Source organism: Pedobacter sp. JY14-1 (assembly GCF_029269825.1).
Classification (GTDB): Bacteria; Bacteroidota; Bacteroidia; order Sphingobacteriales; family Sphingobacteriaceae; genus Pedobacter.
The window spans coordinates 141,092-166,613 of record NZ_JARJHU010000002.1 but is presented as its reverse complement, the minus strand read 5'-3'; the positions used below and the strand labels follow the sequence as shown (position 1 = coordinate 166,613).

Annotated in this window: 20 protein-coding genes; 3 read left to right on the top strand and 17 right to left on the bottom strand. The window is 45.2% G+C overall.

Annotated features, from left to right (window positions below; genetic code table 11):
• Positions 1-5: 5 nt before the first annotated feature.
• Complete coding sequence (locus P2W84_RS05745) at positions 6-3,068, bottom strand: sensor histidine kinase (RefSeq protein WP_276089163.1); 3,063 nt, start codon at positions 3,066-3,068, stop codon at positions 6-8.
• 61 nt (positions 3,069-3,129) lie between these two features.
• Between P2W84_RS05745 and P2W84_RS05740 the strand changes: the two genes are divergently transcribed.
• On the top strand, positions 3,130-3,939 hold the full coding sequence (locus P2W84_RS05740) for a class I SAM-dependent methyltransferase (RefSeq protein ID WP_276089162.1): 810 nt from the start codon (positions 3,130-3,132) through the stop codon (positions 3,937-3,939).
• A 4-nt stretch (positions 3,940-3,943) separates the two neighbouring features.
• Here the strand turns inward: P2W84_RS05740 and P2W84_RS05735 are convergent, their stop codons facing one another.
• The 5 genes from P2W84_RS05735 to P2W84_RS05715 form a co-directional block, all read right to left on the bottom strand.
• Positions 3,944-5,011 (bottom strand): carboxypeptidase-like regulatory domain-containing protein, encoded by a 1,068-nt coding sequence (locus tag P2W84_RS05735; RefSeq protein ID WP_276089161.1) that lies wholly within the window; start codon positions 5,009-5,011, stop codon positions 3,944-3,946.
• A gap of 154 nt (positions 5,012-5,165) precedes the next feature.
• Positions 5,166-5,840 carry a hypothetical protein gene (locus P2W84_RS05730; RefSeq protein WP_276089160.1) on the bottom strand — a complete coding sequence of 225 codons (675 nt, stop codon included), beginning with the start codon at positions 5,838-5,840 and terminating at the stop codon, positions 5,166-5,168.
• On the bottom strand, positions 5,759-6,130 hold the full coding sequence (locus tag P2W84_RS05725; protein ID WP_276089159.1) for a hypothetical protein: 372 nt from the start codon (positions 6,128-6,130) through the stop codon (positions 5,759-5,761). The genes P2W84_RS05730 and P2W84_RS05725 overlap by 82 nt, the downstream gene beginning before the upstream one ends.
• A gap of 274 nt (positions 6,131-6,404) precedes the next feature.
• Positions 6,405-7,052 (bottom strand): DUF6266 family protein, encoded by a 648-nt coding sequence (locus P2W84_RS05720; protein ID WP_276089158.1) that lies wholly within the window; start codon positions 7,050-7,052, stop codon positions 6,405-6,407.
• Between the two features lie 60 nt (positions 7,053-7,112).
• Positions 7,113-7,472 (bottom strand): hypothetical protein, encoded by a 360-nt coding sequence (locus P2W84_RS05715; RefSeq protein ID WP_276089157.1) that lies wholly within the window; start codon positions 7,470-7,472, stop codon positions 7,113-7,115.
• Between the two features lie 180 nt (positions 7,473-7,652).
• Between P2W84_RS05715 and P2W84_RS05710 the strand changes: the two genes are divergently transcribed.
• Complete coding sequence (locus P2W84_RS05710; RefSeq protein ID WP_276089156.1) at positions 7,653-8,627, top strand: Fic family protein; 975 nt, start codon at positions 7,653-7,655, stop codon at positions 8,625-8,627.
• Positions 8,628-8,655: 28 nt separating this feature from the next.
• Here P2W84_RS05710 and P2W84_RS05705 read toward each other — a convergent pair whose 3' ends face one another.
• The 11 genes from P2W84_RS05705 to P2W84_RS05655 form a co-directional block, all read right to left on the bottom strand.
• On the bottom strand, positions 8,656-9,540 hold the full coding sequence (locus P2W84_RS05705; protein WP_276089155.1) for an ORF6N domain-containing protein: 885 nt from the start codon (positions 9,538-9,540) through the stop codon (positions 8,656-8,658).
• 332 nt (positions 9,541-9,872) lie between these two features.
• Complete coding sequence (locus P2W84_RS05700) at positions 9,873-10,502, bottom strand: cyclic nucleotide-binding domain-containing protein (protein ID WP_276089154.1); 630 nt, start codon at positions 10,500-10,502, stop codon at positions 9,873-9,875.
• Between the two features lie 370 nt (positions 10,503-10,872).
• Positions 10,873-11,196, bottom strand: a complete 324-nt coding sequence (locus P2W84_RS05695; protein WP_276089153.1) for a hypothetical protein — start codon at positions 11,194-11,196, stop codon at positions 10,873-10,875.
• 23 nt (positions 11,197-11,219) lie between these two features.
• Positions 11,220-11,564: an AraC family transcriptional regulator gene (locus P2W84_RS05690; RefSeq protein WP_276089152.1), complete on the bottom strand. Its 345-nt coding sequence runs from the start codon at positions 11,562-11,564 to the stop codon at positions 11,220-11,222.
• 31 nt (positions 11,565-11,595) lie between these two features.
• Positions 11,596-12,090 (bottom strand): hypothetical protein, encoded by a 495-nt coding sequence (locus P2W84_RS05685; protein ID WP_276089151.1) that lies wholly within the window; start codon positions 12,088-12,090, stop codon positions 11,596-11,598.
• Between the two features lie 32 nt (positions 12,091-12,122).
• Positions 12,123-14,750, bottom strand: a complete 2,628-nt coding sequence (locus P2W84_RS05680; protein WP_276089150.1) for a sugar-binding domain-containing protein — start codon at positions 14,748-14,750, stop codon at positions 12,123-12,125.
• 35 nt (positions 14,751-14,785) lie between these two features.
• Positions 14,786-17,458, bottom strand: coding sequence for a prolyl oligopeptidase family serine peptidase (locus tag P2W84_RS05675; RefSeq protein WP_276089149.1), 2,673 nt, complete (start codon positions 17,456-17,458; stop codon positions 14,786-14,788).
• 58 nt (positions 17,459-17,516) lie between these two features.
• Positions 17,517-18,950, bottom strand: a complete 1,434-nt coding sequence (locus P2W84_RS05670) for a RagB/SusD family nutrient uptake outer membrane protein (RefSeq protein ID WP_276089148.1) — start codon at positions 18,948-18,950, stop codon at positions 17,517-17,519.
• An 11-nt stretch (positions 18,951-18,961) separates the two neighbouring features.
• Complete coding sequence (locus P2W84_RS05665) at positions 18,962-22,312, bottom strand: SusC/RagA family TonB-linked outer membrane protein (RefSeq protein ID WP_276089147.1); 3,351 nt, start codon at positions 22,310-22,312, stop codon at positions 18,962-18,964.
• Between the two features lie 258 nt (positions 22,313-22,570).
• Positions 22,571-23,848, bottom strand: a complete 1,278-nt coding sequence (locus tag P2W84_RS05660) for a FecR domain-containing protein (protein WP_276089146.1) — start codon at positions 23,846-23,848, stop codon at positions 22,571-22,573.
• A 47-nt stretch (positions 23,849-23,895) separates the two neighbouring features.
• Positions 23,896-24,501, bottom strand: a complete 606-nt coding sequence (locus P2W84_RS05655; RefSeq protein WP_276089145.1) for an RNA polymerase sigma-70 factor — start codon at positions 24,499-24,501, stop codon at positions 23,896-23,898.
• Positions 24,502-24,797: 296 nt separating this feature from the next.
• Between P2W84_RS05655 and P2W84_RS05650 the strand changes: the two genes are divergently transcribed.
• A complete protein-coding gene (locus tag P2W84_RS05650) occupies positions 24,798-25,472 on the top strand; it encodes a DUF6266 family protein (protein WP_276089144.1) in 675 nt (224 codons plus the stop codon).
• Positions 25,473-25,522: the final 50 nt, after the last annotated feature.

Genomic DNA, 25,522 nt, shown 5'->3' with positions numbered 1-25,522 from the left:
AACCCTCAGCTAATCTTAAGTTCCAGCCTGATCATCGTTCCCTCGCCCGGAGAAGACTTAATATAGAGGCTGCCTTTCAGGAGCTGGGCCCTCCTGGACATATTGCTGAGACCATTACCGTTACTTTCCGATAAGGGATCAAACCCCCTGCCGTTGTCCCGGATCTCCAGCAGCACATGACTGGCGGTATGCGTCAGGCTGATGTCTACGCGGCTGGCCTGTGCATACTTGAGGATATTGTTCAGCGCCTCTTTAAAGATCAGGAAAATATGGCGGCGTTCTTCCATATCAAACCTGATATTGCGGACCACCTCCCTGCTGTTGAAGGTATAATCTATATGCTGGGGTTCCAGCACCACTGCAGTATATTCCCGCATCCGTGCGGCAATCTTCAGCAGGTTGTCGTTATCGGGCTTAATGCTCCATACGATATCGTCCATAGATTCCATCATCTCACTGCTGTTGGTGCTGATCCGGGCCAGGTAATCCCTTGCCGTATCTTCGGTCTCCCCAAGTTTTGCCCGGGCCATTTCGCTCAGGATATTGATTGAGGTAAGTGTAGAGCCGACATCGTCGTGCAGGTCCCTTGCCACCTTTTCGCGGATAGACTGTACTTCCATTAGCCGCCGGATACGCAGCCGGTAAATGACATAAAAGGGGATCAGTGCAATGATGACCACCAGCGCCAGGAACCACCACGTCTGCCAGAAAGCAGGGGTTATACGGATAGGCAGGGCGGTAATATCGGTAAAGAAAATACCGTCACTGTTCTGCGCCCTGACCATAAACGTATAGTCTCCCGGGGCCAGCGAGGCAAAGTTCGCCGACTGGCCGTTCTCTACCCTTACCCAGTTCTTGCTGGCCCCTTCCAGTTTATAATAATATTTGAGCTTGTTACTTTGTTCGTAGGACAGCGCCGCAAAAGAAATACTGATAAAGTTCTGGTTGTACCTCAGGTTCACCCCGCCTTCCCGCAATATGGAATCCGTAGAAAGGTATTGGTCAAAAAGCTTAAAGTCGGTGATCGCCACTTTTTTCGGAACAAAGGAATGTCCAAGCAAACCTGGCTTAAAGATCACAAAGCTGCGCTCGCCGGAAAACACAAGGTTACCGTCTTCAAGCACAGCCGTCCTGTTCATCAGGTAGGCATTGCTGCTGGCATTGATGAGCCCGTCTCTGCGGTCATACATCCTGAAAATATTGTTCTTCAGGTCATACCGGCAAATACCGCCGATCGTACCCATCCAGAGATAACCCTCCCCATCGGTCTGCAGGGAGATCACCACCCGTTGCGGAAGCCCTTCATAAGCCGTGATCTGCCGGACCTTTCCCGTCCGGAGATTGATCAGGTCCAGGTTTGCGCTGCAGGCGACCACCAGCAGCGAATCGTTAAGCTGGATGAGGTCATTGATATGATTGGTACTGATATGCTGCCCCGGGGCGCCCTCCTTATAGGTACGGACAACTCTCCCGCTGGCGGCATCTACCTGGAAAAGACCGTTCCCCTCCGTAGCCACCCAAAGCTGGCCTTTCCGGTCGCTGAAGATCTTCGGGATCGCATTGCCGAGCTGCTGTACCAGTTCGAAACTGCCGTTCTTTCTCCTGCGCACCAGTTGTCCCTGGTGCGAACCAAACCAAAGCTCACCATATTTATCCATGCAGATGCTTCTGACGGTAGAATTCCGGAATTCAAGGGGTGCCAGAAAACGTGATTTTCCGGCCCTGGTGTCGTAAGTGATCAGTCTTCCGTTCTGACAGGCCAGCCAGATCTCGTTTGCTGACGGTATTTCCAATGCATCCCAGACCTGCCGGTAAGCATGATCGCCCGCCGGCGCTCCCCGGTATACGGCTTCGCTGAGTTCGGGAAATTCGCGGATATGCAAATTACGGTCATAGCCCAGGGCCCTCACCCCGTTGCCCCAGGAAGTAAAAAGGATCCGTTTGCCGCTCAACCGCTTTACGCCGGTGATATCGGCCTCACCGAAATAAGGGATACTGCCATTGCGGATATTGTCTTCCAGGACCGAAGCGATATAGAGCCCGTTATCTGTTGCCACCCAGATGTTGCCGTCACGGTCTTCAAAGAGCTGGTAAACGTGGTTGATCCTGATGCCGTAATGCGTGCTCTGGGGGTCATAGAACATCTGAAAAGCCTTTTCGTCCTCATCAAAAATATTAAAGACGCGCTCACCGAAACCCCAGATGATCCCTCTTCTTTCAATCGTGTTGATGAGCTCATGGTAGCTGGCCCCTTTTTCAGGTTCATAGCTGATCCGTCTGGGCTTGTCTGCCAGCGGGTCAAGCAGGTAAAGGTAAAAGTTCTGGTAGCCCGGCCAGGTATTCAGAAAGATGCGTCCCCGGCGGTCTATACTGAGATTGGTCACATAAGTAAGCCCCCTGGCCTGCGCCAGTAAGGGAAGTTTGAGCGGGTTATTGTCCGGTGTATAAAAACGGTGCGCTTTCGGGTCAAAACAACCAAGCCCCGTTACACCGGCCACCCATAGACGGCCATCCCTGTCTTCCTGCAATGCCTGCGGAATCCAGTTGGCAGGATAATCCAGTACCTCCGGGTTCCGCTCAAAAGACTGCTTACCAGCGTTGTAAACAAATATGCCGATGTTCCGGACCACCAGGTAGGTATTGCCCCTGCTGTCCCTGAAGATATTAAAATCGAATTTCTCGGAACCTGTGATCAGCTGACGGATGTCTATCTTTCTGAAAGTATAGGTGCCGGTATGAAAAAGCCCTATCGTCTGCCCCATCTTGAGCCAAAGCACCTTAGGATTGCCGGAAACCAGTATCTGATCTACAGGAAGGGCGGGAAGCTGGTCTGCCCCCTGTTTGCGGTAAGGCTGGGTAAACCGGTATCCGTCGTAGCGCTGCAGGCCGTTACGCGTGCCGACCCAGATGTACCCGTCTCCCGATTGCGCCACGCAGTTCACAAAGTTGGAGGACAGGCCCTCGCTGGTAGAGATCTGCGTAAAAATGACCTCATAAGCCAGCAGCCTTGCGGGAAAAAAGCAGAATAAGAGCAGGATATAACGCAACATACTGGTTTTAAGCATCATCAGATTCCACGAAGATAAGCCATAAATCCGTTATAAGCATGGATTTTCATAACTTTGGCCTATGAACCTGATAGATCCCGCCATTGCTGACTTTTACAGCGAAAGCGCAGAAGATTCCCGGCTGAAGTTTGGCCTGGGCCCGCTCGAGTTTGAAAGAAACAAATTACTGATCGGCCGGCATCTCGGGGGCAGTAACCTCAAAGTCGCCGACATCGGTGGCGGTTCGGGCCACTATGCACAGTGGATGGCAGCACTTGGCCACCAGGTCACCCTGGTAGACCCGGTAGAAAAACTGGTGGCAAAAGCGCGGCAAAAGGCGAAAAAAACTGCTTTCCAGTGTGTCATAGGAGAAGCCCGGAAACTTCCGCTGGAAACCGCGTCCACAGATCTGGCAGTGCTCCACGGTCCTTTATACCATATCCTGGAAAGTCAGGAACGGATAAACGCGCTTACCGAAGCGGCCAGGATCCTGAAGCCAGGCGGGATCCTGCTTGGTTTTGCGATCACACGTGCGGCCTCTGCCATTGCGGCGCTGCAGGGTGGAATGATCCATATGTCGCAAGTTTATGAAATGTGTAAGGCAGAACTGAAGACCGGTATGCACCGGCCACCCGCAGGTATGCCCGGTATGCTGGCACCGGCCCACTTCCATCGGCCTTCAGAACTACTGGAAGAAGCCTGTGCGGCAGGGTTTACATCAGCGAAGCTCTATGCCGTAGAAGGCATGGTCTGGATGGACGGGCAATATTTCCAGAGCTGGGCAGACCCGCAGAAGCGGCAGCGGCTGCTGGAACTGGTCGGCCTTACGGAAAATGACCAGGACCTCCTGTGCTTCAGTCCGCACATGATGGTAGCCGCGGTAAAGCCGTAACCGCTTAATTGCGCTCAGGATCATACTCCAGCGGCAATTGGTCGCCAATCCGCTTAGCGCCCCAGAAACCCTGAATGAGAATGTCCTTATACCGGGCATAGCTTCCACGCTGATCTATCTCTGCATTCAGTTGAAGGATAGAACCGGTCTTGCCCAGGTCATCGATCAATGTTCTTCCCTCAATCAGCTTATCCGACTGCTTCGCGGCCTGTTTAGGGTCATACACCGTATACAACCTCCGCTTGGACCGGAATACGAAAAAATTACTGTCCGTATGCTGCACGATCTGCTCCATAATGATCGGGTTAGGGTCTATCGCGATCGGAAAACCGATACTGGTGATGCTGTAGGTCAGGAAGCCCTCCTTTCTGGAGGTGTTGCGGTACGCAGCCCTGAGGTAATGCATCAGCGAGCCCTCATACGCTTTTTTGCGGTTCAGCGCCCATGCCTGCTGCTGTTCACCCGTCCCTGCCAGGTTTTCAAAAACAGATTCACCTTCGTAGAAAGTGGTTTCCAGCTTTTTATCATACTGAAAATTGCGGAGCAGGTATTTGATCCGGTAGCCGAGCTTAGGGTTTTCGATCACCAGGAAGTCGTTGGACATTGCTTTTACCAGTGTCTTTTCCGTCGAAAAGTCAATCACTTCGGGGTTCAGCATTTTACAGGCCTTTGCATTCTCCGATTCACCCATAAAATATTTCACAAAGAGCTTCATGAATTCCTTGCGTTTATCATCCTTGCCGATCAGCACATTATTCAGCATGATCACCCTTTCCTTCATCACGATGTTCAGGCTTACAGGACCAGACTTCACTGCCGCAGTCTGTTTTGCGGGTAAATAACCGATCATGTTTGCTACAATATCGTAGGTACCGGCAGCAAGTGCCCCGAAATTAAACTCACCTTTTTCATTGGTAACCACCCCCTTCTGCGATCCGTCGATAAATACGGTCGCAGCCGGGAGCGGTTCGCCTTTGGCATTTTTTACGGTTCCGTTAACGATAAAGGTCTGGGCATGGGCAATTCCCGCATAAGACAGGAACAGCAAGAGCAGGATACTTAATTTTTTCATGCGGATGAGCGATAGTGAATTTGGTTCTTCCCGCAAGTTAAGACAAAACTCCTGATGTTCCTAGTATCAATCTTAATGATCATTTACCTCCCCGCCCGGAATGATCATTTACCTCCCGGCCCAGAATAATCATTTACATCTCCGCCCAGAATGATCATTTACCTCCGGCCCAATCACTAAACTTGGCAATCGTCCGCCGGTGCCTGAGCCGCCGATACACCCCATCACCTTCCCGCGAACCCGCCACCGAAGTATTCCCCTCAATCGTCCGGCAAAAATCACCCTGCACCCCCTCCACCAAGCCACAATGCCCGATCCTGCCCAGCTTCGGAAAGTAAATCCCAAACACCAGCCCTTTCACGTCATGTCGAGCCTGCGAGACATCCCTTGAACCGCGCATACCCACTCCGCTCAGCCCTCCCCCTTCACCACCATTCAAACTCACCCTATTGCCGTCATGTCGAGCCTGCGAGACATCTCTTGAACCGCGCACACCCACTCCGCTCAGCCCTCCCAAACCCACAACCCTCTCCTTCGGAAACAACGCCGGGCTCCAGGCCGTCCGGGGAGCGGGAAACCCCGCATCCCTGAACCACATACTCACCGCCGCCGCACACCACGGCGCAGGCGTTCCGATACCCACGTACTTAAGATAAGTCCCAATACGCGGCCCACAATTCTCACCACCTTCTTCCCGAACCCCGAGGTCCTTTTCCGCTGCTTTGATAACCCTGTCATAACCATCTCCTACAACACCGCCATCAGCACCAATACCCCCGCCAAGAGCAACAGCGCATAACAAACCACATAAAACCATAACTGAACGCATACATCCAACTTTTTAAAACGTGAAACCATACTGCCCAAACCCGGCAACCCCAAAAAACGAATCAACCCACTCACCAGCCACAACGATAAACCCACCAAACCCAGGTAACAAACCAGCGCAAGCAACACCAGCATCCAAATCCCCGGATCCACATAACCCGCCGTCTCATCCACACCCTGCACCACCCGCTGCAACAACGGCCACAGCAACACAAGCGTAACGAAAAACAGTACTCTCTTAGTAACTTCAGCATTCCCCTTCAGGAAAGCCCTTTCTATTAATTCTTTCATACCTTTTAATCTTATTATCTTAAATTTTAAACACATCATGGCATTAACCACATCATGGCATTAACCACATCACGACATCAACCACATCACTGCGCTTAAGCCCGTCATTGCTTTTAACACGTCATTGTGAGGCGGAATGACAAAGCAACCCCTTACCCTCCAGTCCCGTCATCCCGACGCAGGAGGGATCCCTTGAACCCTACCAGAACAAGAGATCTCTCGGTTCCCTCGAGATGACGGCAGGCGATTAAACCTGCCGCCCCCTTTTCAACCCCTACTGCACTTCAACAGCCCCGGCAAACTGCGTAGTGCTCGTAACCCTCCCATCCGAAGACACAAAGCTCACATACACATACACCGTCTGGCCGCTCCACGTAGCAGGCACCGGCATGTCAAAAGACAGATCCGACCGCACCGCATCCCCAACCGACACCAAAAACGGATTCACCTCCAGCGGATTATACACCAGCACCGCCAGCTTATCCGTACCCGCACCAGGCGTATAAGCCGGTACCGAAGCCAGCCAGGAAAGGTCAATCTGCGCATCCACTGTCGTGGCCCAGGCCAGACCAGCCGCCATCGCCAGCTTGCCCTTGCTGAACAACACCTGCGGATAATCAATCGACAAAGCAGGATATACCCCCGTCACCGCATTTTCCAGGTTATACTGCACCGCAGCATTCCAGGCACTCATACCCGGGGCATGATCCTCAAACCCCACCCGGATAAAGGGCGAAACCCTGGAAAGAAACTGCGAAACCAATTTTACTTTCAGCTGCACCGGCAGCTGTGCCTCACTCGGCACCCTGTGACCCCTGGCCGCAGCCATAGCGATCACGTTTACTCCATTGACCACCCGGCCAACAGTGTTCCCCACTCTACCAGTCCAGTGATAGAATGGGCCTCCTAATGATTTTCCCATCGTTCTTCAATTTTATGATGGTTGACTAATATTTCGCCCCTGCATCAACGCAGAAACTTCCTACTTAAAGGCATTGAGCGTACCGGTACGCAGCTCCTCCACAGAACCCGTCCATTTGAAACGCCGCAGCACATCACCTCCGGCTTTCAGCTCCCATAAAGAAAGCTTCGCCTGGTGCACAGGACATGCGCCATATTCCAGCACCCAGTTCCGTTGCCTCGGTCCGCACATCTGCAATACCTTCACCTCATGTAACTCCACGGCCCAGGCCTGTAAAGCACTTTTGATCAGGTTCGCATTCAGCACGTGTACCCGCTGCACCCGTCTCCGGCTTTTAAAGAGCAAACTGCCGGCACCACTCTTTTTCCTGTAAATTTTTACCGAAAGGCTATCCTGCCCTTCTACACACTTGTTCTCCATTTAGATGATCGTTAAATCTCGTTTAGATTAATAATACAAAGGTACAGGATACTAATAAGCCGAACAGCGCAATTAGCACTGTCCACCCGAGAAAATGAAACTACCCGTAAAATTACTTTTTCACCTGCTTTTTGAGTAGCTTTGATAGTATCATATGATACTATCATGTGATACTATAACATGAGCTACAATAAGCCACCTTACCAGATCACTTCAGACATTTTATCCTGGCTAACGAAGGTTTCAGAGCAGATCGGGGCAGTTAACGCCTTGCATCTGAACAGGCCGCAGACCGAACTCAGAAAGGCCAACAGGATTAAAACCATCCAATCTACCCTCGCAATTGAGGGCAATACGCTTTCAGAAGAGCAGATTACAGCTTTACTCAATAACAAGCGCATCCTGGCTCCGCAAAAGGATATTCTCGAGGTACAAAATGCCATAGCTACTTATAATAAACTGCACGAGTTCAAACCGTTTCAGCTTAAATCCCTTCTAGATGCGCACAAATCGATTATGCAAGGCCTTATCAAAGAAGCCGGATCACTCCGGAAAGGTAATGTTGGAATTGTCAAGGGATCAGAAGTCACCCATCTTGCTCCACCCGGCAATATGGTACCCCATTTGCTCAAAGACCTGCTGGATTACGTAAAAAATGACAAGGACCCTATCCTGATCAAGACCTGCGTTTTCCATTATGAATTTGAATTTATCCATCCGTTCGCTGATGGGAACGGACGAATGGGACGGCTGTGGCAAACCATTTTGCTCATGAGAACTTATCCGGTATTTGAATACCTGCCTATCGAAAGCATTATCAAGGCAGAACAAGCCAGTTATTACGAAGCGTTAAGTAAGTCAGATAAGCAAGGCCATAGCACCTTGTTTATCACTTATATGCTGGAGTCGATCTCAAAGGCGCTTGAAGAGTTACTTGACCGACCAGCTGTTGATCCGGGTCCGGAAAGCAGGATTTCGTTGTTCCGGGAATTTATCGGTACCATTACTTTTACACGAAAAGACTATCTGAAGCATTTCAAGAGCTTATCTATGGCAACGGCCAGTCGCGATTTGCGTGTCGCCGTGGAAATGGGCATAGTAGAAAGATCTGGCGACAAAAATACCAGTACTTATCGCTATAAGGATATATCCTGACCCTTTCAGGTGTCTACTTTCAACCTCCTTACAACCTTCTCAAAATATCTACGGCAGACATCTCCATTTTAGAAAAACCAAACCACTTATTCCCCAGATCCTTTAAGGAAGCACCAATATGATAAACTTCCCTGCCATCAATAATCAACCGGTCATGTGCGTTCTTAAACTCCTTTACATCTATCGCTCCATACTGTGCCTTGTATTTTGCAAGATCCAAAGCCAAAATACTGTCGCGCTTCGTATATATACACAACGAAACACCATTGCGACGCTTTGCAAACATCCTTAATACCGTATCATCTACATAATTGTCGATCAGCACGATTGATTTCTCTGCGCTACGAATTAAATCAGCTACAAATGTATAAGCGTCGAAAACCTGTCCATCGTAAAAAATCCCTTGTTTGGGCTTTAAGTTGACACTTTGCAATGCATCAAATATTTTTTCAAAGTTCTCATCCGCCTTTAGTTGCTTGCGCTCCATTATCATTTGCTTCTGTTCAAGAAAGTCCAATTTTTGAAAAATTGGGGCATTTTGAGAAATCATCATGCGCATCTCCACGAACGCATCCATAATTTGAATACTAACATTTACTGCCAATTCACTTCGCAACAATGCGGATAGCATTGCCACTCCCTGTTCAGTGAAAGCAAATGGCATTTTTCTAGTACCGCCTCTATTTGATGTTCCAAAATGGAACATCAAACCTTTAAATTCATCCGACGTTAATTGAAATCTGAAACGATCAGGAAAGCGGTTCAAATTCCTGCCGACGGCTTTATTTAAAGCTCTCGTCTCCACACCATAAAGCTCCGCCAGATCCCGATCCATCATCACCTGCTTTCCCCTTATTGTAAAAATCCGAGCCTGGATACCCTCTATTTCAAATACCTTTTGTATTTCAGTCATAACAAGTCAGTTGAAAAGCAAAGCTACTTAAAACCGACACAATTAACCAATAGTTACAATAATAAACTTTTATATCCAATAAGTTGATGTGATATTCAAATTTCTGAACTCCTTTCAGGCACTTCTACAACCAATCAGCCCCGTTATCTATCATACAGACTACAAAAAAAAGTGAACAGCGCACTTCACACCGTTCACCTGAATCCTTGCTTATCACATTTGGAGGTCACAAATTGTGACCTCCACTACCCCAATCTCGGAAAATACCTAGGGAGGCCTACGGGACCCACCCCAAGTTGAAGTCACAAGTTGGAACCTCAAGTTTTGCTCTTCTAAAGCAACCCTTCCCTTTTCAACCTCGTCCTGGCCTTCTTCAGCTGGTCACGGGAGATGTGGAGGAACGAGGCAATATCCGCATCACGGATCCTCGACCCCTTGGCCGGGTACAGCATGGAAAACAGCTTGTAAAATCGCAATACCCGGTCATCCGTTTGCTCAATCGCCAGCAAGTCCCGGTGCAACTTTTCCTTAGACTGGTTATAGTTCAGCGCCGTGTCAAAAGCAAACTTCTCCATTCCCGGCAATAACCGGTATATCTCCCGCATGCCCTCAATGGAAATCCGGCGCACCACGCTGTTCCTGCATACCCTGATCTCATAATCAGATGCCTCCTGGGTCAGGAACTCCTTAAAGGCAGCTATCGTATCGGGCCGGTAGATCCGCAACATATACATATCGCCATCCTCATTCCAGGCATTCACTTTCAGACATCCCTTTACCACGAAATACGCATACCGGGGTTTCTCGCCCTGCCACTCCAGCGTGGCTTCCTTTACATATCCGATATCATCACTCAGCCACTGCAATAGCAACGGCACCAGACCATCGGGTAAGGGAACGTTAGGGGTAATACGCTGCAACAATTTAAGCAGCCGCTTAAACACATCATCATGTCTCGACATTTAAAAAAATTGAATTAATAGGTGAATTGATTTTTTATGGTCGTTACCTTCCGGAGCTAAGTCCGGCAGTGCAATGCCAATGCCCAATGAGCGCATATTCATAAAGAAAATCTTGTGTCTCCATTCTTTTTAAACTTTAATTTACAATTCCTGAAAGATGTCACGAAGATAGAATTATAATCATTCCACAACAAAAAAATTATCAAATAAAATGTTGATTTACAGACGATTAAAACAAAAAAAATAGGTCGCAACATACCGTTGCGACCTCTACCTCAAAAAGTCGTTTCCCAAGCGCAATGAAGCGCCTTAACAAAGCCGTCACCTCAAGCCACTACCTAAGCTTTCTGGTTAAGCTCAATGCTTTATCTTATTCTTCTTTAAACACCTCCCGCAGCAACTGTTCTCTCCCAATCGTTACACCCAGACGCTTCCGAAATTCCGGAACGGTCCGGCACTCCAATACCAGCATTTCATCGCCATCAGCCTTCGGCTTCAGGATCACTACCTGTCCATCCGCATTGCCATGCGTCAGAAACACGTAAACCGAATCCTCCTGCGGACTTTTACCTGTATCCTTGAAAATCTTTTCAGATAATTCTATATCGGTCAGATCCATATCGATCTCATTGGTATAAATGTGGGCATTTCTGCCTTCCATAAAGGCCGCAGCCCTATTTTCTTGCTCTGTCATATTAGTTATTAAAGTTGTTTTCGTCATCGCGAGGTTGCCCCAGCCGTCATCTCGAGCGCAGCGAGAGATCTCTTGAACCGTACCGGCGAAACACCTTCCCTCCTCTTAAAGCTCCTGGTAAAATGCCCATGATCACAACAACCAATGGTATACGCAATCTCGCTTACTTTCAGGGATGAATGTATGAGGAGATGAAGGGCTTCCTGATGCAGCCGTTCCTGGATCAACTCATAAACTGACTTACCAAACCGGCGCCTGGTGAAGCCGTTCAGGACGTATAACGTTGTATTCAGCCGGGCTGCATAAAACTCGGGATGGTGCTGCTCGCGGAAATGCTGTTCAAGAAGGATTTCGAATTTGCTGGTCACTATTTTATTTCATTCCGGAGCGATTAGTTTATTATTTCACCCGGTCGTAATGAGCCTTCACAACTTCTTGATTACCATCGGGCAGTGTGGAAATCCTGGTGAGGAGCAAACTCTTTCCGTCTGTCGCGAGGACATAGGTTTCGACCCGGGTATAGTCCCACGATTCATCATATTCGGGAGTCATATGATATCTTGAATTTACGGTAAGTGTAAATCCGTCACCAGACTGCTGCAAAGTCCGTTTTACAGAATAGTTATCTTGTTTTATTTCCAGTTCGGTTCCGTCAAGTTTTAATGTTTCTCTTGACGGAACAGGCACGTTGTGAAAAATGCGATCAAAACTTACCTCAGTTTTTGACTGTATGATCTTCATTTTAGCTGCCGCACCTGTTTCCGGTGTTTTCACTCCAAAATCACTCTTGGCAATATCGATCACCCATTTACCGTTAAAATCTGCCTTGAAGGAGTGATTTTTTGCAGCCGTTAAAGAGATAAAAAGTGCTACAACAGCTATAATTTGTCTCATTTTAAACATTTTCATTTTTATTAATTTAAAAGTTAGTTATTAGTGTTTGGCCAGGTAGCAATTCCCTTTTCCATTTTTTCCAAAGTACTCCTGAACTCAGGATTATGAGGATCAATATCCAACGCCTTTTTCTCCCATTCTATAGCTTCTTTTGTTCTGCCAAGTTTATGTAAAAGATTAGCATAAGTATCTATTTCAGGTGCCTTATTTGGATTATTTTCGAGGGCTTTTCCACTCCACTCTAGAGCTTTCTCCAGTTCCTTTTTATCATTTGTACTTTCAAATAATACCCATGCCCAATCATTATAAGCTCCTCCGGTGTATTTGCTATCGTATCGTATAGCTGCTGTTATCAAGTTCTTAATCGCGTTCTTTTGCTTTGCTCCCACTGCATTCAGATACCTAATTACTGCCGATCCATCAATTAGTTCACCATCCAACATTGGATATTTTTTAAGTATGGCATCTACGGCCAACCAGTCCGGATTTTCTGTCAATATCTCCGACACCTCATTTTTAAATATCATTTTCTGTGCGAACCTTAACGCACTTTTTGATCCTGGCACAGCCTTTATTTTATCAAGGTTATCCATAATAATCCGATATCCGGGATTTCTTTCAGAAACGGTAAAAGCAAGAATAAACTTCAAATTCGCCTCCGTAAATGGATTGTCTAAACCAATAATATATTCTTTTGCAATAGTTTTCGCTGTCTCTTGGTCCCTTTGCGCAACAGCCATTAAAGCCAGACTTCTCAAAAACTCCTTATCTTTTTTTCCAGCCCTATATTCAGCAACGCGTTCCTGATAATTCTTGACGTCCATACTTGGCACTTCAGCGCTAAAGCCTCTCGTTGCATCTTTATAATTCTTAGTTGCATGCTGTAATTTTGCATGGATGTTACGTAGCTCTTCTGCACTAAGTTTAATGATCTCTCTATCATAGGTCATCAACCCATTCTGCTCAGTTTCCACATCAAAAGGTTGGGTGTAAATAGAGCCGCTCAGTCCTTGTGCCTTTAGCTTTACCAAAGAATCTATCATCATGGAATATTGTTCCTTCATTTTTTGAGGGGTAACGATTCCGTCATAACCCCAACCAGCTTTGGTGTCATCCCAAAGATGATTTTCAATCGGTACACCAATGCCGCCAAATTCACCCAGCACCTGTGCTTTACCTGCCTGCTTTTCCGAGACCATAGGGTTTGGATAACTGTGCACATCAGTCATATCCGCATTGACATAAGCATCCGGGCTTGGTGAGCGGAGCTGGTTATTGACATAAAGGTATTCACCGCTATGTCCATTAACCAGCCTTGTGTCGTCCATAGTTTTTATTTCTTTGGTAAGCCTGGCCTGGTCGTACTGACCCCATTTTTCATTAAACAGTACCCATGTGGTAATACTCGGATAATTATAAAGCTGTTCAATGGTTTCTTTGTTCTGTGCCTCAAATACCTGTTTCGATCCTTCTTGCAACGATTGGTTTGGATTAACCATATCCTGCCAAACCAGCATACCCAGTTTATCTGCGTGGTAATACCATCTAGCCGGCTCAACTTTGATGTGCTTCCTGATGGTATTGAAACCCATTGCCTTAATGGCTTTGATGTCGAAAGCCAGTGCTTCGTCAGTTGGTGCAGTGTACAAACCATCCGGCCAAAATCCCTGATCCAATGTTCCCAGATTGAAGTAGGGTTTGTTGTTCAGCATGATCCTGTCTATGCCTTTTTCATCTTTACCAATGCTGATCTTACGCATACCGAAATAGGATTTCACCTTATCTTTACCCAAGGTTACCTCCAAGTCATACAAGAAAGGATCGTCAGGGCTCCAAAGTTTTGCATTGGGCACTTTCAACGTTATGCTGCTACCTTCGTCATCCTGAACTTGTTTCAGGATTCCGCACTCGCTACACCCGGGCACATTTACCACCGCTTTGCCTTTCCCCTTCACGGCAATTTCTACCACCCCTCTATCAACATCAGGGATAACCTTCAGTCCTTTCACATATACCTCCGGCACTGTCTCCAGCCACACCGTCTGCCAGATACCGCTACTTGGAGTGTAAAAGATGCTACCTGGATTGAGTACCTGCTTCCCGTGAGGCCCTATTCCCTTATCGGTCGGATCGTACACTTTAACCACAAGTTCATTGCTCCCGGCTTCTAGATGGTCAGTAATATCAAAACTAAAAGACGTATATCCACCAGTGTGCCCCCCTATCTCTTTTCCATTCAGGTAAACAGTGGCCTGCCAGTCCACTGCTCCAAAATGAAGCAATGTCCGCTCGCCTTGTTTAACGTTTGTTATTATTTTAGTCCTATACCATAAGTTTTGTTCAGGTTTTAATTCTCCTTTCACTCCTGAAAGTGAAGATTCAATCGGAAAGGGAACCAAGATTTTTCCTTGGTAGTCAGATGGAATATTTGCATCCTTCTTCGTAATTAGATAATCCCATAGGCCATTAAGATTTTGCCAATTCTTACGCTCCATTTGTGGTCTGGGATACTCTAGTAATGCCATTTCCGGCTTTACTTGTTTGGCCCACCTGGTTTGTATTAAGTTAGGCTGAGGCTTCCAGATTTGCTGAGCCTTAATTCCATTTTGGAAAATCAAGGGCAAAGCTATCGCCAGAAGCACTGTTTTTAGTGTTTTCATTTGTATTGTTTTATGTTGTTGTTAGTTGTTTCTAATTATGGCGTGCGATTCAAAGAGTCAAGCTGCAAACCAGATTTAATATTTTGATATTTAGGCGCAATGCCTTCGACCATCCACAATGGAGCGGGCTTTCCTTTGAGATAGTGATCGAAGAACTGCTGCTGACGTATTGTGAAATCCAATCTATTTTCGGGACTATTCAATACATGATGTTCCTTTTTATAATTCAGCAACCATACCTTTTTCTTGTGTCTTCTTAAAGAAATAAACATTTCTTGTGCCTGGGCAAAAGGTACCGAACGATCCTCTTCAGCATGCATTAACAAAATCGGGGTAGTTACAGATTTTATAGCAAAGAGCGGAGAATTCTCGACGTAAGCGCCTTTCCCGTCAGCTAAAGAAATACCTAAATTAGATTGTCCCTCTTCCATCATATTAGTTAACGTATTATTTCCGAATGCTAATCCTCCGTAAAGACTGGTCAGATTTGAAATACTCGCACTTGGGTTTGCAGCTGCAAAAAGATTTGAGTGTGTTACTATATAATTTGTTTCCCAACCCCCAAAACTATGTCCCTGCAAGCCCATCCTTAGCGGATCTATAAAAGAGAAGTGATGAGTAAGGTAGTTTGCAGCAGATTCGATAGTCTTGATCAGTAATGAGCCTCTTGACGGTCCTATTGTTGGCGGAATATCAGGAACAAATACTAGATACCCATTGCTAACATACCAAGGTATCTCTAATGCCCCTCCAGATAATACCGGATAATGAAACTGGAACAATTCGTCACTCTTCAATTGGTAATAATGAAATATTATCGGATACTTTTTTGAAGCATCGAAATTCTCTGGTTTGTATAAAATTCCATGAATAGTATCCCCCGGATTCCTTTCCCATTTGACCAACTCAGAAGATAACCAATTATAAGCTTTTTCAGGGTAAATATTAGATATCCGACGGTAGCTTTTAAAATCGTCACTCACTACGATATTCGGTGAGCTATCCGCAGTTTGTCTTAGCATTACGTAAGTCTCTGCCTTTTTAGCCTTTAAGGGAATATTGTTGATCGCAGAATTTGTAAAATAAATCCATGATGGACTAAATTCAGTAATTTTTAGTTTGGCAGTTGTGCCTAATATAATTTGTAAAAACCCATTCCATTTTGTACTCTGATTAATACCTGATACTAACAATGTATCACTGGGAAATCTATAACCTTCCTTATCTGAAACAATCCCAATCTTTATATTGTTCCTTTTACCAAAACCTTTGGTGACACAGACAACAGGTGAGAGGGCCATTGGATCAATCTTCCAAATGTCAAATCCATCATTCCATAGAAAAAACATATCGTTTCTTCCCCAAAGCGGAAAGCCAATGTATTTTGAAAACTTGTTTTTATCAAATCCGGAAATTGCATTATCACTTAACTTCCGTTTTATTTGTGTTGCCACTTCATAACTATATACCGCTTTTTCTGCTGTATCACACCACAAGACAAATTTGGATGTAGGAGATAACAAATATCTGCTACGCATAACAGCTTTTGATGGTAAAAATGTTTCAACAAAACCTCTCTTGCTTAAAGAAAACAATTTTGTAGAAGGAATTTGGGAATCATCCCAATAGATGTCTTTTTGTGATGTTTCATTTGCCAATAAAATATAATCGTCTTCAATATTACCCCCAAAACCCTGAAGTTTGAAAGTATCGTCTTCAACCTGAAAAGCTTCATTTGAGATTAGATCATAAGCACACCTAATCCATTCCCGTTTGCCTTCACTCTGCACAATCAGCGCAGGAAAAATAGGACGATCTCTATAATGCCAAACCTCTACATTTCTGCTAATTAAATCTCCTTTTTCAGGAACTAATACCTCTCTCAATACTGAAAAAATTAAATAGCGACCGTTCCTTGTAAAATTCAAAGACTCCTCTTTCAATTTATATCGTTTATTTTCAATTGAAGAAAGCCGAAGACGATTCACAATTCCAGTAGTTGGGTCGTAGGTATGCAAACTCAAACTTTGGTTAGGGGAACCATAAAACGCTAACATGCCATTTTTTTCATTGAGTGTGACTTGCTTATAGTTACCATTAAAAATTGTTTTATCCGTTTTTTCTGTCAAAGAAATATGCCGTAGCACTTCATTACCTTGTAAATACAGGAAATTGCGTCTCTTATCTAAAACATACTCTGAATAGCCGTTGTATTCCTTAAGGTTCCCAGTTTTTAATTCTTGAACACAAATCTTATTGGGTTGTTTCGTAATTAGATATTTTGATCCTCCAGTTTCGCAGAGATCAAATATATAGACGTTTGGGACTATTCTCGATTCTTTACTTTTCAGGTTAATGATAACCAGGGAATCATTTAAAGCGAGCGTTATAAATTCTTTGTTATCTTCAGAAAATAAAGGATGGTTTACTGGTCCTGAGATGTTGAACTTAACATCTTTACCTTTCGTCACAGACTGAAGCACTAAAGACCGTTTGTCAAATAAAGTTCCTTCTGTATTTAATGCTCCAGATATTTCGTACCAAACGTATTTGCCGTCATTAGATATACCGTATGCCCCAGTACAACTTTGCCATGTCTTATAAGTTTCATTATTAATAGCTGGCTTCTGATATTTCTGGCCATGGCTGACATGTTTAAAAATTAAAGTCAAAGCTATCGCAAGAAGCTTTATTTTGATCGCTTTCATTTCGTGTTATTTTTATGGAAAAAATCAGGAAGCGTAATTGTTACGCTTCCTAAAAAATTTAGCGCTGTTCAGGGTATCCTGGATTTTGGTGTCCTCTAAGAAGTGGATTCAACTTGATCTCATCATATGGAATTGGAAGGAGCGCTTTATACGAATTCCAGGTACCTCCTTTCTTAGGTGTAAGAACCGACATTACCTCATCAAGTTTTTCTGTCCTTTTCAAATCAAGCCATCTGTGCCCCCATTCGGTGAATAATTCCACCTGTCTCTCTCTAAGAATAGCATCGAGTATTTCAGATTGTATATTTGTAGTTACAGCCTGTAATCCTGCCCGTTCACGTATCACGTTTAGATCTGCTCTTGAATCTGAAAGCAACCCTAGTTGAGCCTCCGCCTCTGATCTGATCAAGTATTGTTCGCTTAGCCGAAATACCATAGTATATTCTTCTGACTGTAGTTGAGGATCTGAATCCGTTTTACGCCCTTTCTTGTATTTAAACGGCACATACTGACCATTCATACTTGTCACCCAGTTAGATCGTCTTTTGTCATTGGGTTCAAACTTTGACAATAAAAATTCACTTAAACTATGTTGCGATGCGACATCTAGAAAAACACGCCCATCCGGTGTATTCAATCCGTCCAGTCCAAGAGCGTTCGTCTGCAATTGCCATATGGCTTCCCTACTGTTTTTTACAAAAACTTCATTCAAATCTGTCAACCCGTATGCGGTTAAATTATTTATAATTTTAGCTGATTCATCCAATGCATTTCTCCACTCCTTTTTGAACAAATAAACCCTGGACAATAATGCTGTAGCAGTAAATCGATTAGGCCGAACGCGTTCATTTGTTTGTGTGTAAAGGTCAGAGGATAAATAACTGTCTTTCAGGTTACCTTGTGCATCCTTCAGATCAAGTATAATCTGATCATAAACTTGATTGGTTGAAGTTCTGGCTATCGAGGAATTCGATTGTAAATCAGTCGTTAAAACAAGCGGAATGTCACCAAAAAAATTAACCAGATAAAAATAGGCCATTGCCCGTATGAATTTTGCTTCTCCGATAAGAATGCTTTTATCGGCATCTGTCAAAGCATTTGAGCGGGACGTACCATCGATGACAGAATTAGCATTGTATATTATAGACTTATAACAATCTGTCCAAATGCCGACACCGGTATTATCTTCAAATCGGTTCACATAGTCCTCTTGAAATGGTGAACTATGAATCAATTCATCAGCCCAAAGTCCTGCTTTTATTGAGATGCCACGCTCGCCAACAGCAAAATCATTGAAGCTTGGATTTGCTCCTGCTCCTGCCATACCCGCGTAAATGCCCGTTAGCGCCAAAACTGCACTTTGTTTTGATTGAAAAACAAAAGGGCCGGATATTTGATCTACTGGAAGTTTTGCTTCAATGAATTTCTTGCAGCCAATGTTAATGCTACTAACGACAACATAGAAAGTTACTATATATTTTAAATTCTTCATAATATTTATCTTTATAAACCAATTTGAATCCCTAGTGTATAGGTTCTTAGCATGGGTAGCACTAACCCCTGTACTTCCGGGTCAAACCCATCATATTCAGTAACATTGAAAACATTTTGGGCGTCAACATGAACGCGTACACTATTCATTTTCATAGACTTAATCAATCGGTCAGGAAAAGAATATCCAAACGAGATATTCCTCACTCTGATAAAAGAAGCATCTACCCAATTGGCATCACTTGACCTCATAAAAGCCAGAGATTCGGGGAATCCAGTACTTACTTTTTGCACAACGCCAGTCTTACTCGGGTTTACATACCTATTCAGAAAAACTTTTGGCAAATTTCCCTCCGCTGTACTAGACGTAAACCTTCCGGGAGATATATAGTTGTTCAAATAATTTTGAGCGAGCCTCTTCGCAAATTGAAGAAAAACAGAAATATTAAAATTTCCAATCTGGTATTCATTCGTCAATGCACCTGTATATTTTGGAAGTACATTGACAAAGTTAGCATAGGGATCTGCTCCGCCTTCAGGAAAAGAGGTGAACTCATACAGACCTGTGTTAGGATTGATCCCTTTATACTCATAAGCACGGACAATGCCGTAAAACTGTTTTCCTAAGGCATCAGTGGGGGTACGATAAATATCAGGCAAAGTGGCAAAACCTTCCGGGAATGACAACAATTTATTCCTCTGGTACCCAAAATTACCTGACATCGACCAATTCCAGCTTTTAGTTTTTATAAGAGTTGCTCTGAAAGTAAAATCCGCTCCAGAATTTTGGATTTTGGCAGTTTGATTTATCGTTACAGAGCTATTGCCCGCAGTAAAAGGCAAGAAATAAAGTCCCAATTGATTTGAAGAACGACTACGCCATAAGGCTGGAGAAATAAATAGTCGATCGTTAAAAAGGCCTAGTTCAATAGCTATTTCAGCCTTTTTTACACTCTCCCACCCAAAGTCAGGATTTGTTGCTCCCCTACTAAGTATTGGTTTTAAACCTTGATAGGAGGATAAGTCGACAGTCGAATAAAGTTCCAAAAAGCCATAGTCAGGTATCCCATCGTTCCCACTTGTCCCATAGCTCCCCCGAATTTTACCAAAACTGATAAAACTAACTTTGTTCTTAAAAAAACCCTCTTCTGAAAAAATCCAGGCTGCAGACCCAGCCCCAAAATTTCCAAATTGACGACCAGGGCCAAATCGGCTGCTTCCATCTCGTCGGGCACTTAAGTTTATGATGTACCGATTTTGATAGTTGTAATTTAGCCTGGAAAATATTCCTGTGTATTGATAGTAACTGTTGAAATTTCTAGAAAAATATGATGTCGCAGAAGCCAGATTATTTATCAAAGCATCTGTAGTATATCCGGATGCTTGAAGGTAGGTACTCTCACTACTCTGTTTTTGAAGAGTCCAACCAGCCAAGACGTCTAGGCTTCCTCCGAAAAGTCCAGACTTAAATGAAATTTGGGGATCAAAAGTCCAGGATCTAACCAGATTGAAATTCCGACTATTTGTTCCCGTTGGATTTATCGAAGGGTCCTGAGCAGAAATTGGGTTGATGTAAGAACTTTTCATGCTGTTTTCCGTGTAACCACCTGTTGCTATCAAACTTAAATGCGGAAGGACTTTATAATTTATACTACCATTTGCATAAATTGTACTGTTTCTCAGAAAACTTTTTCTCAATAGTATCGCGTATGGATTTACCCAGGATGCCCTTCCGTTTCCAGGATTTGGTTCCCAGTTTAGTTGACCATCTGGCCGATATAATAATGGAGCATTTGGCGCAAGTCCGACTGCATAAATAGTAAGGTCGGAATTTGAACTTGCTCGTGCGTTCAGTGAATAGTTAAGCCCCATTGAAGCCGTAAGTCTTTGATCCAAGCTATTACCTGATAGAACCAGTGAGGTATTTCCCTTTTTATCACTGTAATTTTTATCAAAAATATCTCCCTGGCCATAGTAATTGCCACTCAGAAGATAACTCACGGACGAATTTCCTCCTGAAATACTCGCATTGGCTGTATGCCGAGGAGCTGAACTTGATAGAAAAACTTCCTGCCAATCCGTATTACGATTTTGATCCCATAGAGTCAGATCATAATTATTTGCATTTTTTTGATTACTAGGTAAAGTAGCATCTGGAATTGGAAGACCGTCGTTTTTATACGCCTCTTTTCTCAGGGCAAGATACTCTTGGGTATTCAACAGATCCAACCGTTTAGGCACTTCGCTAAATCCAGCACTTATATTCGCGTTGATTTTCATGGCTCCCGCCTTTCCCGCTTTTGTAGTAATTAGTATGACTCCATTACCTCCCCTGCTTCCATATATCGATGTCGCATCTGCGTCTGCCAAGACGTCGATAGATTCTATGTCATTCGGATTAATAAAACTTAGAGCATTGATATTCGCATTACCAAACTGATTATTTTGCCCGACTATATTATTGCCATAAGGAACTCCATTTATTACGATTAATGGCTCAGATTTTAGTGAGGTTGCACTTAAACTATTTTGCCCACGCAATTGCAAACTGATTGGAGCACCCGGGCGACCCGACTGGGGCGTAATCATCAAATTCGGTACCCTACCCATTAGCGCTAATAAAGGATTATCAACCGGCTGTTTAGCTATATCTTCCGCTTTAATTGTTGTGATGTTACCAGTACTAAGTCGTTTAGATGTTAACCCATAAGCCATGATTTGTACTTCATCGAGTTTAGAAGTACTTAATTGTAATTGGATATAACTGAAATCCTTACTAACTAACTGTTCTTTAGCAACATAACCCAAGTAAGAGACAATCAACACAGCCCCCTCATCCACATTCTTCAAATAAAAATCACCATTTGCCGCTGTCTGCGTACTCTGTTTCCCCCCTTTCACACTAACCGTCGCCCCTGCCAATCCATTCCCCAGCGAATCCACCACCTTACCTCGTACATCAATGCTCTGAAATCGGGCCACGATCCTGTCCACAAAAGACTCCTCCTTCGGCTTCAGACTAATGTTCCTTTCATCAAAGCTGTATTCCAAGTCCTGGCTGTTGCTGATCACATCCAATACGCTTTTCAGTTCGGTGTTACGGAAGTTCACGTCAAGCCTGGCTTGCTTGTCCACTTTATTTTCGGCATATACCACGTAATAGCCGGTTTGCTTCCTGATCTCCGTAAAGATCTGTTCCAGTGTTGCGCCTTTTTTGCTGAAGGTAATCTTCTGCGCAAATCCGGCCGCGCTTACCTGCATCAGGCAGGTGGTCATTATGACAACAATCAATTTCATAATGAGTAATATTTTGGGCGGCAGCCATGGTTGTGACAGCCGCAAGTTAAAAGCAGATTTTTTCATTACTTTTACTTTGGGTTTAAGTTTAATCGAGAAATTTTCCAACAAATTGTTTTTAGGGTTTGCTTAGGCCCGCCTGCCGGATGGTGTTGGTAGCACCATTCGGCTTTTGTTCCTCACCCCTTCTGTTTCTGCTAACTTTGCTGTCGTAAATGTCTTTTCATTTTGTTAGTTTTTGGTTTATGGTTCAGTTGACTGTCACTAAGGGATGATCAGTACCCTGTAGCGGGGCTGGTTAGGCCCGGTCTTTATTATTGTTTATCATTCGCTTACGTTAATGCTCCTTCCTTTCAGTTTAAATTTCACTGCGCCGGTGTTCTCCAGGGTCTTCAGTATGCGGCTCACGTTGTCATATCTGGATACCGCTCCCCCCATCGGTACTTTCTTCAGGCTTTCCTTTTCATATTGTATTTCTACGTTATACCACCGGGCAATTTGCCGCATTACCTCCTCCAGTGGTGTGGCATTGTATACAAACAGGCCTTCCTTCCATGCCACGGCTGCCATTGCATCAACAGTTTTTACGGTAAGCTTTCCATCGCTGAATGTAGCCTGTTTATCAGGAGCAAGCACGATTCCGTCCCTACCCGTCATCTCGAGCGCAGCGAGAGATCCCTTGTCCTTGCCATTCAAGAGATTCCTCCTGTCGTCGGAATGACGGACCAGGTTGATCGGAATAACGCGGGCCGCACCCTCCACTAAGGTCGTTTTCACAACGCTTTCGTCTGCATAGGCATTGATGTTAAACTCCGTACCGATATCCTCCACCACCTGCGCCTTTCCATCCGGTGTTTTGCTTACTACCCTGAATGGTTGTTGAGCATTGTGCTTCACCGCAAAATACGCTTCACCTTGCAACAATATTTTTCTCTCTTTTCCAGAAAATTGATCAGGAAACTCCAGTTTTGAATCGGCGTTCAACCACACCCTGGTTCCATCGGGTAGTGTAAAGGTATACGTTTGGCCTTTTGCAGTTGTCGCCACCAATACGTCATTGCGAGGTTGCGCAGCTTCCGAAGCAATCTCACCATGCAAAGGAGATTGCTTCGTCGTTCCTCCTCGCAATGACGACCCATCGTCATACAGCAGCCCAGTGCTTCCCGCAGCACCTCCCACAACCACGCCCTTCTTCGCACTGTCCAACTGGATCACCTGCCCGTTTGCCAATGTAATCGTCGCACCGTACTTGCCAGGACCAATGTCATTGGCAGTGTTCAAGAGATTCCTCGTATCCTCGGAATGACGGGTACTGAAGTTGCTTTTATAAAACCACAACCCAAAAACAATTGTGGCCACCGCAGCGGCAATACCAGCGATACGCACCAGGCTAAACACCTTTTTCCGGGGCCGGGTTGCCGCGTTGATCCGGTCCAGGATACGCATCCTGACAAGCTCGGCTTCATTTTCATTCACCGACTCCCAAATGACATCGCCCTCATTCCTGCCATTGTACCAGCTCAGCAGTTCCTGCTGCTCAGCCAGACTTGCAGTACCAAGTATGTATTTATCTATCAGTTCGTTCAGCCGCTCCTGGTCCATTTTATCAACGCTTATACTGTGATGTACCCGCCCGGGCAGCTTTACCCTTAGTCCATTTGCAAAAAATTATTATTTTTTTCCAGCAGCTCTGCCAGGATCACCATCATGGCACCGCCGCCCGGCAGTTTATCCTTGATTACCTTTAGGGCCTTGCCCAGGTGCGCCTCGACAGTTTTTTCCGAAATGCCCATTTCGTCCGCGATCTCACGGTTCTTCATCCCCCCTTCCCGGCTATATTTAAATACCAACCGGCATTTTTCAGGCAGTGTGGTTACAATATTGTCAATTTGCTCCTTCAGGAACCTGGCCAGTATCTCGTCTTCGATTTCGTAAGCTTCCTGGAAAGGCATCCGACCGATCAGTGCTGCCGTACGCTTTTGTTTCCGGTAATAATTATTGAATACGGTGAACTTCACGGCAGTTGCCAGGTAACGCTCCGGCTGGCTGATCTCCATCTCGTTCCGCTTATCCCAAAGACTGATAAAGACCTGCTGAACGATCTCTTCCGCATCCGATTTGTCCCTGGTATGGTTGTACGCAATGGCCAGCAAGCGGTTCCAGTACCGGTTAAACAGTTCCGTGAATGCAGGATGATCTCCCTGCTTCAGTAAAGCAACCAGTTCCTGATCGGTATATAAGCTGTATTCAGCCATAAGATGCCGTATGTTTTCCCTTTACTAAGGTAACAAATTCGTATGGCAATACCATACCAGCAAATCAGATAAAAAAAGTTAACCCACCCTTTACCCACCTTTCACCCAGGGTTGAAGCAGGGTTGACCCACCCCTTAGGTAGGTCAACCACGGGCCAGCGGTAGGTTTACCCTTGCTGAACCACATCTTCAGAAAGCGCGGGGGCGGGATGCACTGTTGTTTTATGAAGTGTTCCCGAATTTTGATCCGCGGGAGGCATTGGTGACGGCCTGCTTCAGATTTTAAGTAAATAAGATATGGCAAAATTAAACGGCGGGCCGTTCGGCTTTTTTCAAGGCAGGATCGGCAACCTCGTCAGCTATACGCTGAATGGGGAAAACATTACCAGGACGGTGGGCGTCAGGACGAAACCGCTAACAACGGCAGAATTGCTCAGCTGCGAGGGGATGAAGGTCATACAGGCTTTCCTAAAGCTGATCAAACCTATGCTGGTCGCCGGTTTTACCGGCAAGGCCAGGCATACACGCGGAAGCAATTACTACAATGAGGCGGTTTCCTATAATAAGAAACATGCGCTGATTGCTGCTGACGGACAGTCTGGCCTGCCTGGTATCGTAGTGGACTATCCAAAAGTGCTGGTTTCTTCAGGCTCGCTGCCTCCCGCGCTTCAACCCGCGCTGACGCTGCTACCTAATGGTGTCGAGTTTACCTGGGCTTTGCAACCAGGCCTGGAATACCGGAATCTGGGCGATCGGATGATGGCGCTGCTCTATTTTCCTGAAGGAATTGACAGCAGCGGCCGTCCATACGCAGTGTTTGAGCTGAGCGGGGCGCGCCGCGCCGACTGCGGCGATTTCATCAGGCTGGATGCCGCCTGTATTGGAAAACCCTTTCAGGCGTATATCGCTTTTTCAGGCCTGTATAATGAAGTAAGTAACAGTGTGTGGATCGATCCTGATGGGTACATCTGATAATAAAAAAAGGGGCATCCGCCCCTTTCTCTTTTATAACCTATTATTTA

Bases quoted from the DNA above. Each gene is read 5' to 3' on its own strand.
- P2W84_RS05715 (WP_276089157.1), bottom strand. From the start codon at position 7,472: ATGGAGAACAAGTGTGTAGAAGGGCAGGATAGCCTTTCGGTAAAAATT.
- P2W84_RS05695 (WP_276089153.1), bottom strand. From the start codon at position 11,196: ATGACAGAGCAAGAAAATAGGGCTGCGGCCTTTATGGAAGGCAGAAAT.
- P2W84_RS05735 (WP_276089161.1), bottom strand. From the start codon at position 5,011: ATGAAAAAATTAAGTATCCTGCTCTTGCTGTTCCTGTCTTATGCGGGA.
- P2W84_RS05745 (WP_276089163.1), bottom strand. From the start codon at position 3,068: ATGATGCTTAAAACCAGTATGTTGCGTTATATCCTGCTCTTATTCTGC.
- P2W84_RS05725 (WP_276089159.1), bottom strand. From the start codon at position 6,130: ATGAAAGAATTAATAGAAAGGGCTTTCCTGAAGGGGAATGCTGAAGTT.
- P2W84_RS05670 (WP_276089148.1), bottom strand. From the start codon at position 18,950: ATGAAGAATTTAAAATATATAGTAACTTTCTATGTTGTCGTTAGTAGC.
- P2W84_RS05700 (WP_276089154.1), bottom strand. From the start codon at position 10,502: ATGTCGAGACATGATGATGTGTTTAAGCGGCTGCTTAAATTGTTGCAG.
- P2W84_RS05720 (WP_276089158.1), bottom strand. From the start codon at position 7,052: ATGGGAAAATCATTAGGAGGCCCATTCTATCACTGGACTGGTAGAGTG.
- P2W84_RS05710 (WP_276089156.1), top strand. From the start codon at position 7,653: ATGAGCTACAATAAGCCACCTTACCAGATCACTTCAGACATTTTATCC.
- P2W84_RS05660 (WP_276089146.1), bottom strand. From the start codon at position 23,848: ATGGACCAGGAGCGGCTGAACGAACTGATAGATAAATACATACTTGGT.
- P2W84_RS05685 (WP_276089151.1), bottom strand. From the start codon at position 12,090: ATGAGACAAATTATAGCTGTTGTAGCACTTTTTATCTCTTTAACGGCT.
- P2W84_RS05650 (WP_276089144.1), top strand. From the start codon at position 24,798: ATGGCAAAATTAAACGGCGGGCCGTTCGGCTTTTTTCAAGGCAGGATC.
- P2W84_RS05730 (WP_276089160.1), bottom strand. From the start codon at position 5,840: ATGCGTTCAGTTATGGTTTTATGTGGTTTGTTATGCGCTGTTGCTCTT.
- P2W84_RS05680 (WP_276089150.1), bottom strand. From the start codon at position 14,750: ATGAAAACACTAAAAACAGTGCTTCTGGCGATAGCTTTGCCCTTGATT.
- P2W84_RS05740 (WP_276089162.1), top strand. From the start codon at position 3,130: ATGAACCTGATAGATCCCGCCATTGCTGACTTTTACAGCGAAAGCGCA.
- P2W84_RS05705 (WP_276089155.1), bottom strand. From the start codon at position 9,540: ATGACTGAAATACAAAAGGTATTTGAAATAGAGGGTATCCAGGCTCGG.
- P2W84_RS05655 (WP_276089145.1), bottom strand. From the start codon at position 24,501: ATGGCTGAATACAGCTTATATACCGATCAGGAACTGGTTGCTTTACTG.
- P2W84_RS05675 (WP_276089149.1), bottom strand. From the start codon at position 17,458: ATGAAAGCGATCAAAATAAAGCTTCTTGCGATAGCTTTGACTTTAATT.
- P2W84_RS05665 (WP_276089147.1), bottom strand. From the start codon at position 22,312: ATGAAAAAATCTGCTTTTAACTTGCGGCTGTCACAACCATGGCTGCCG.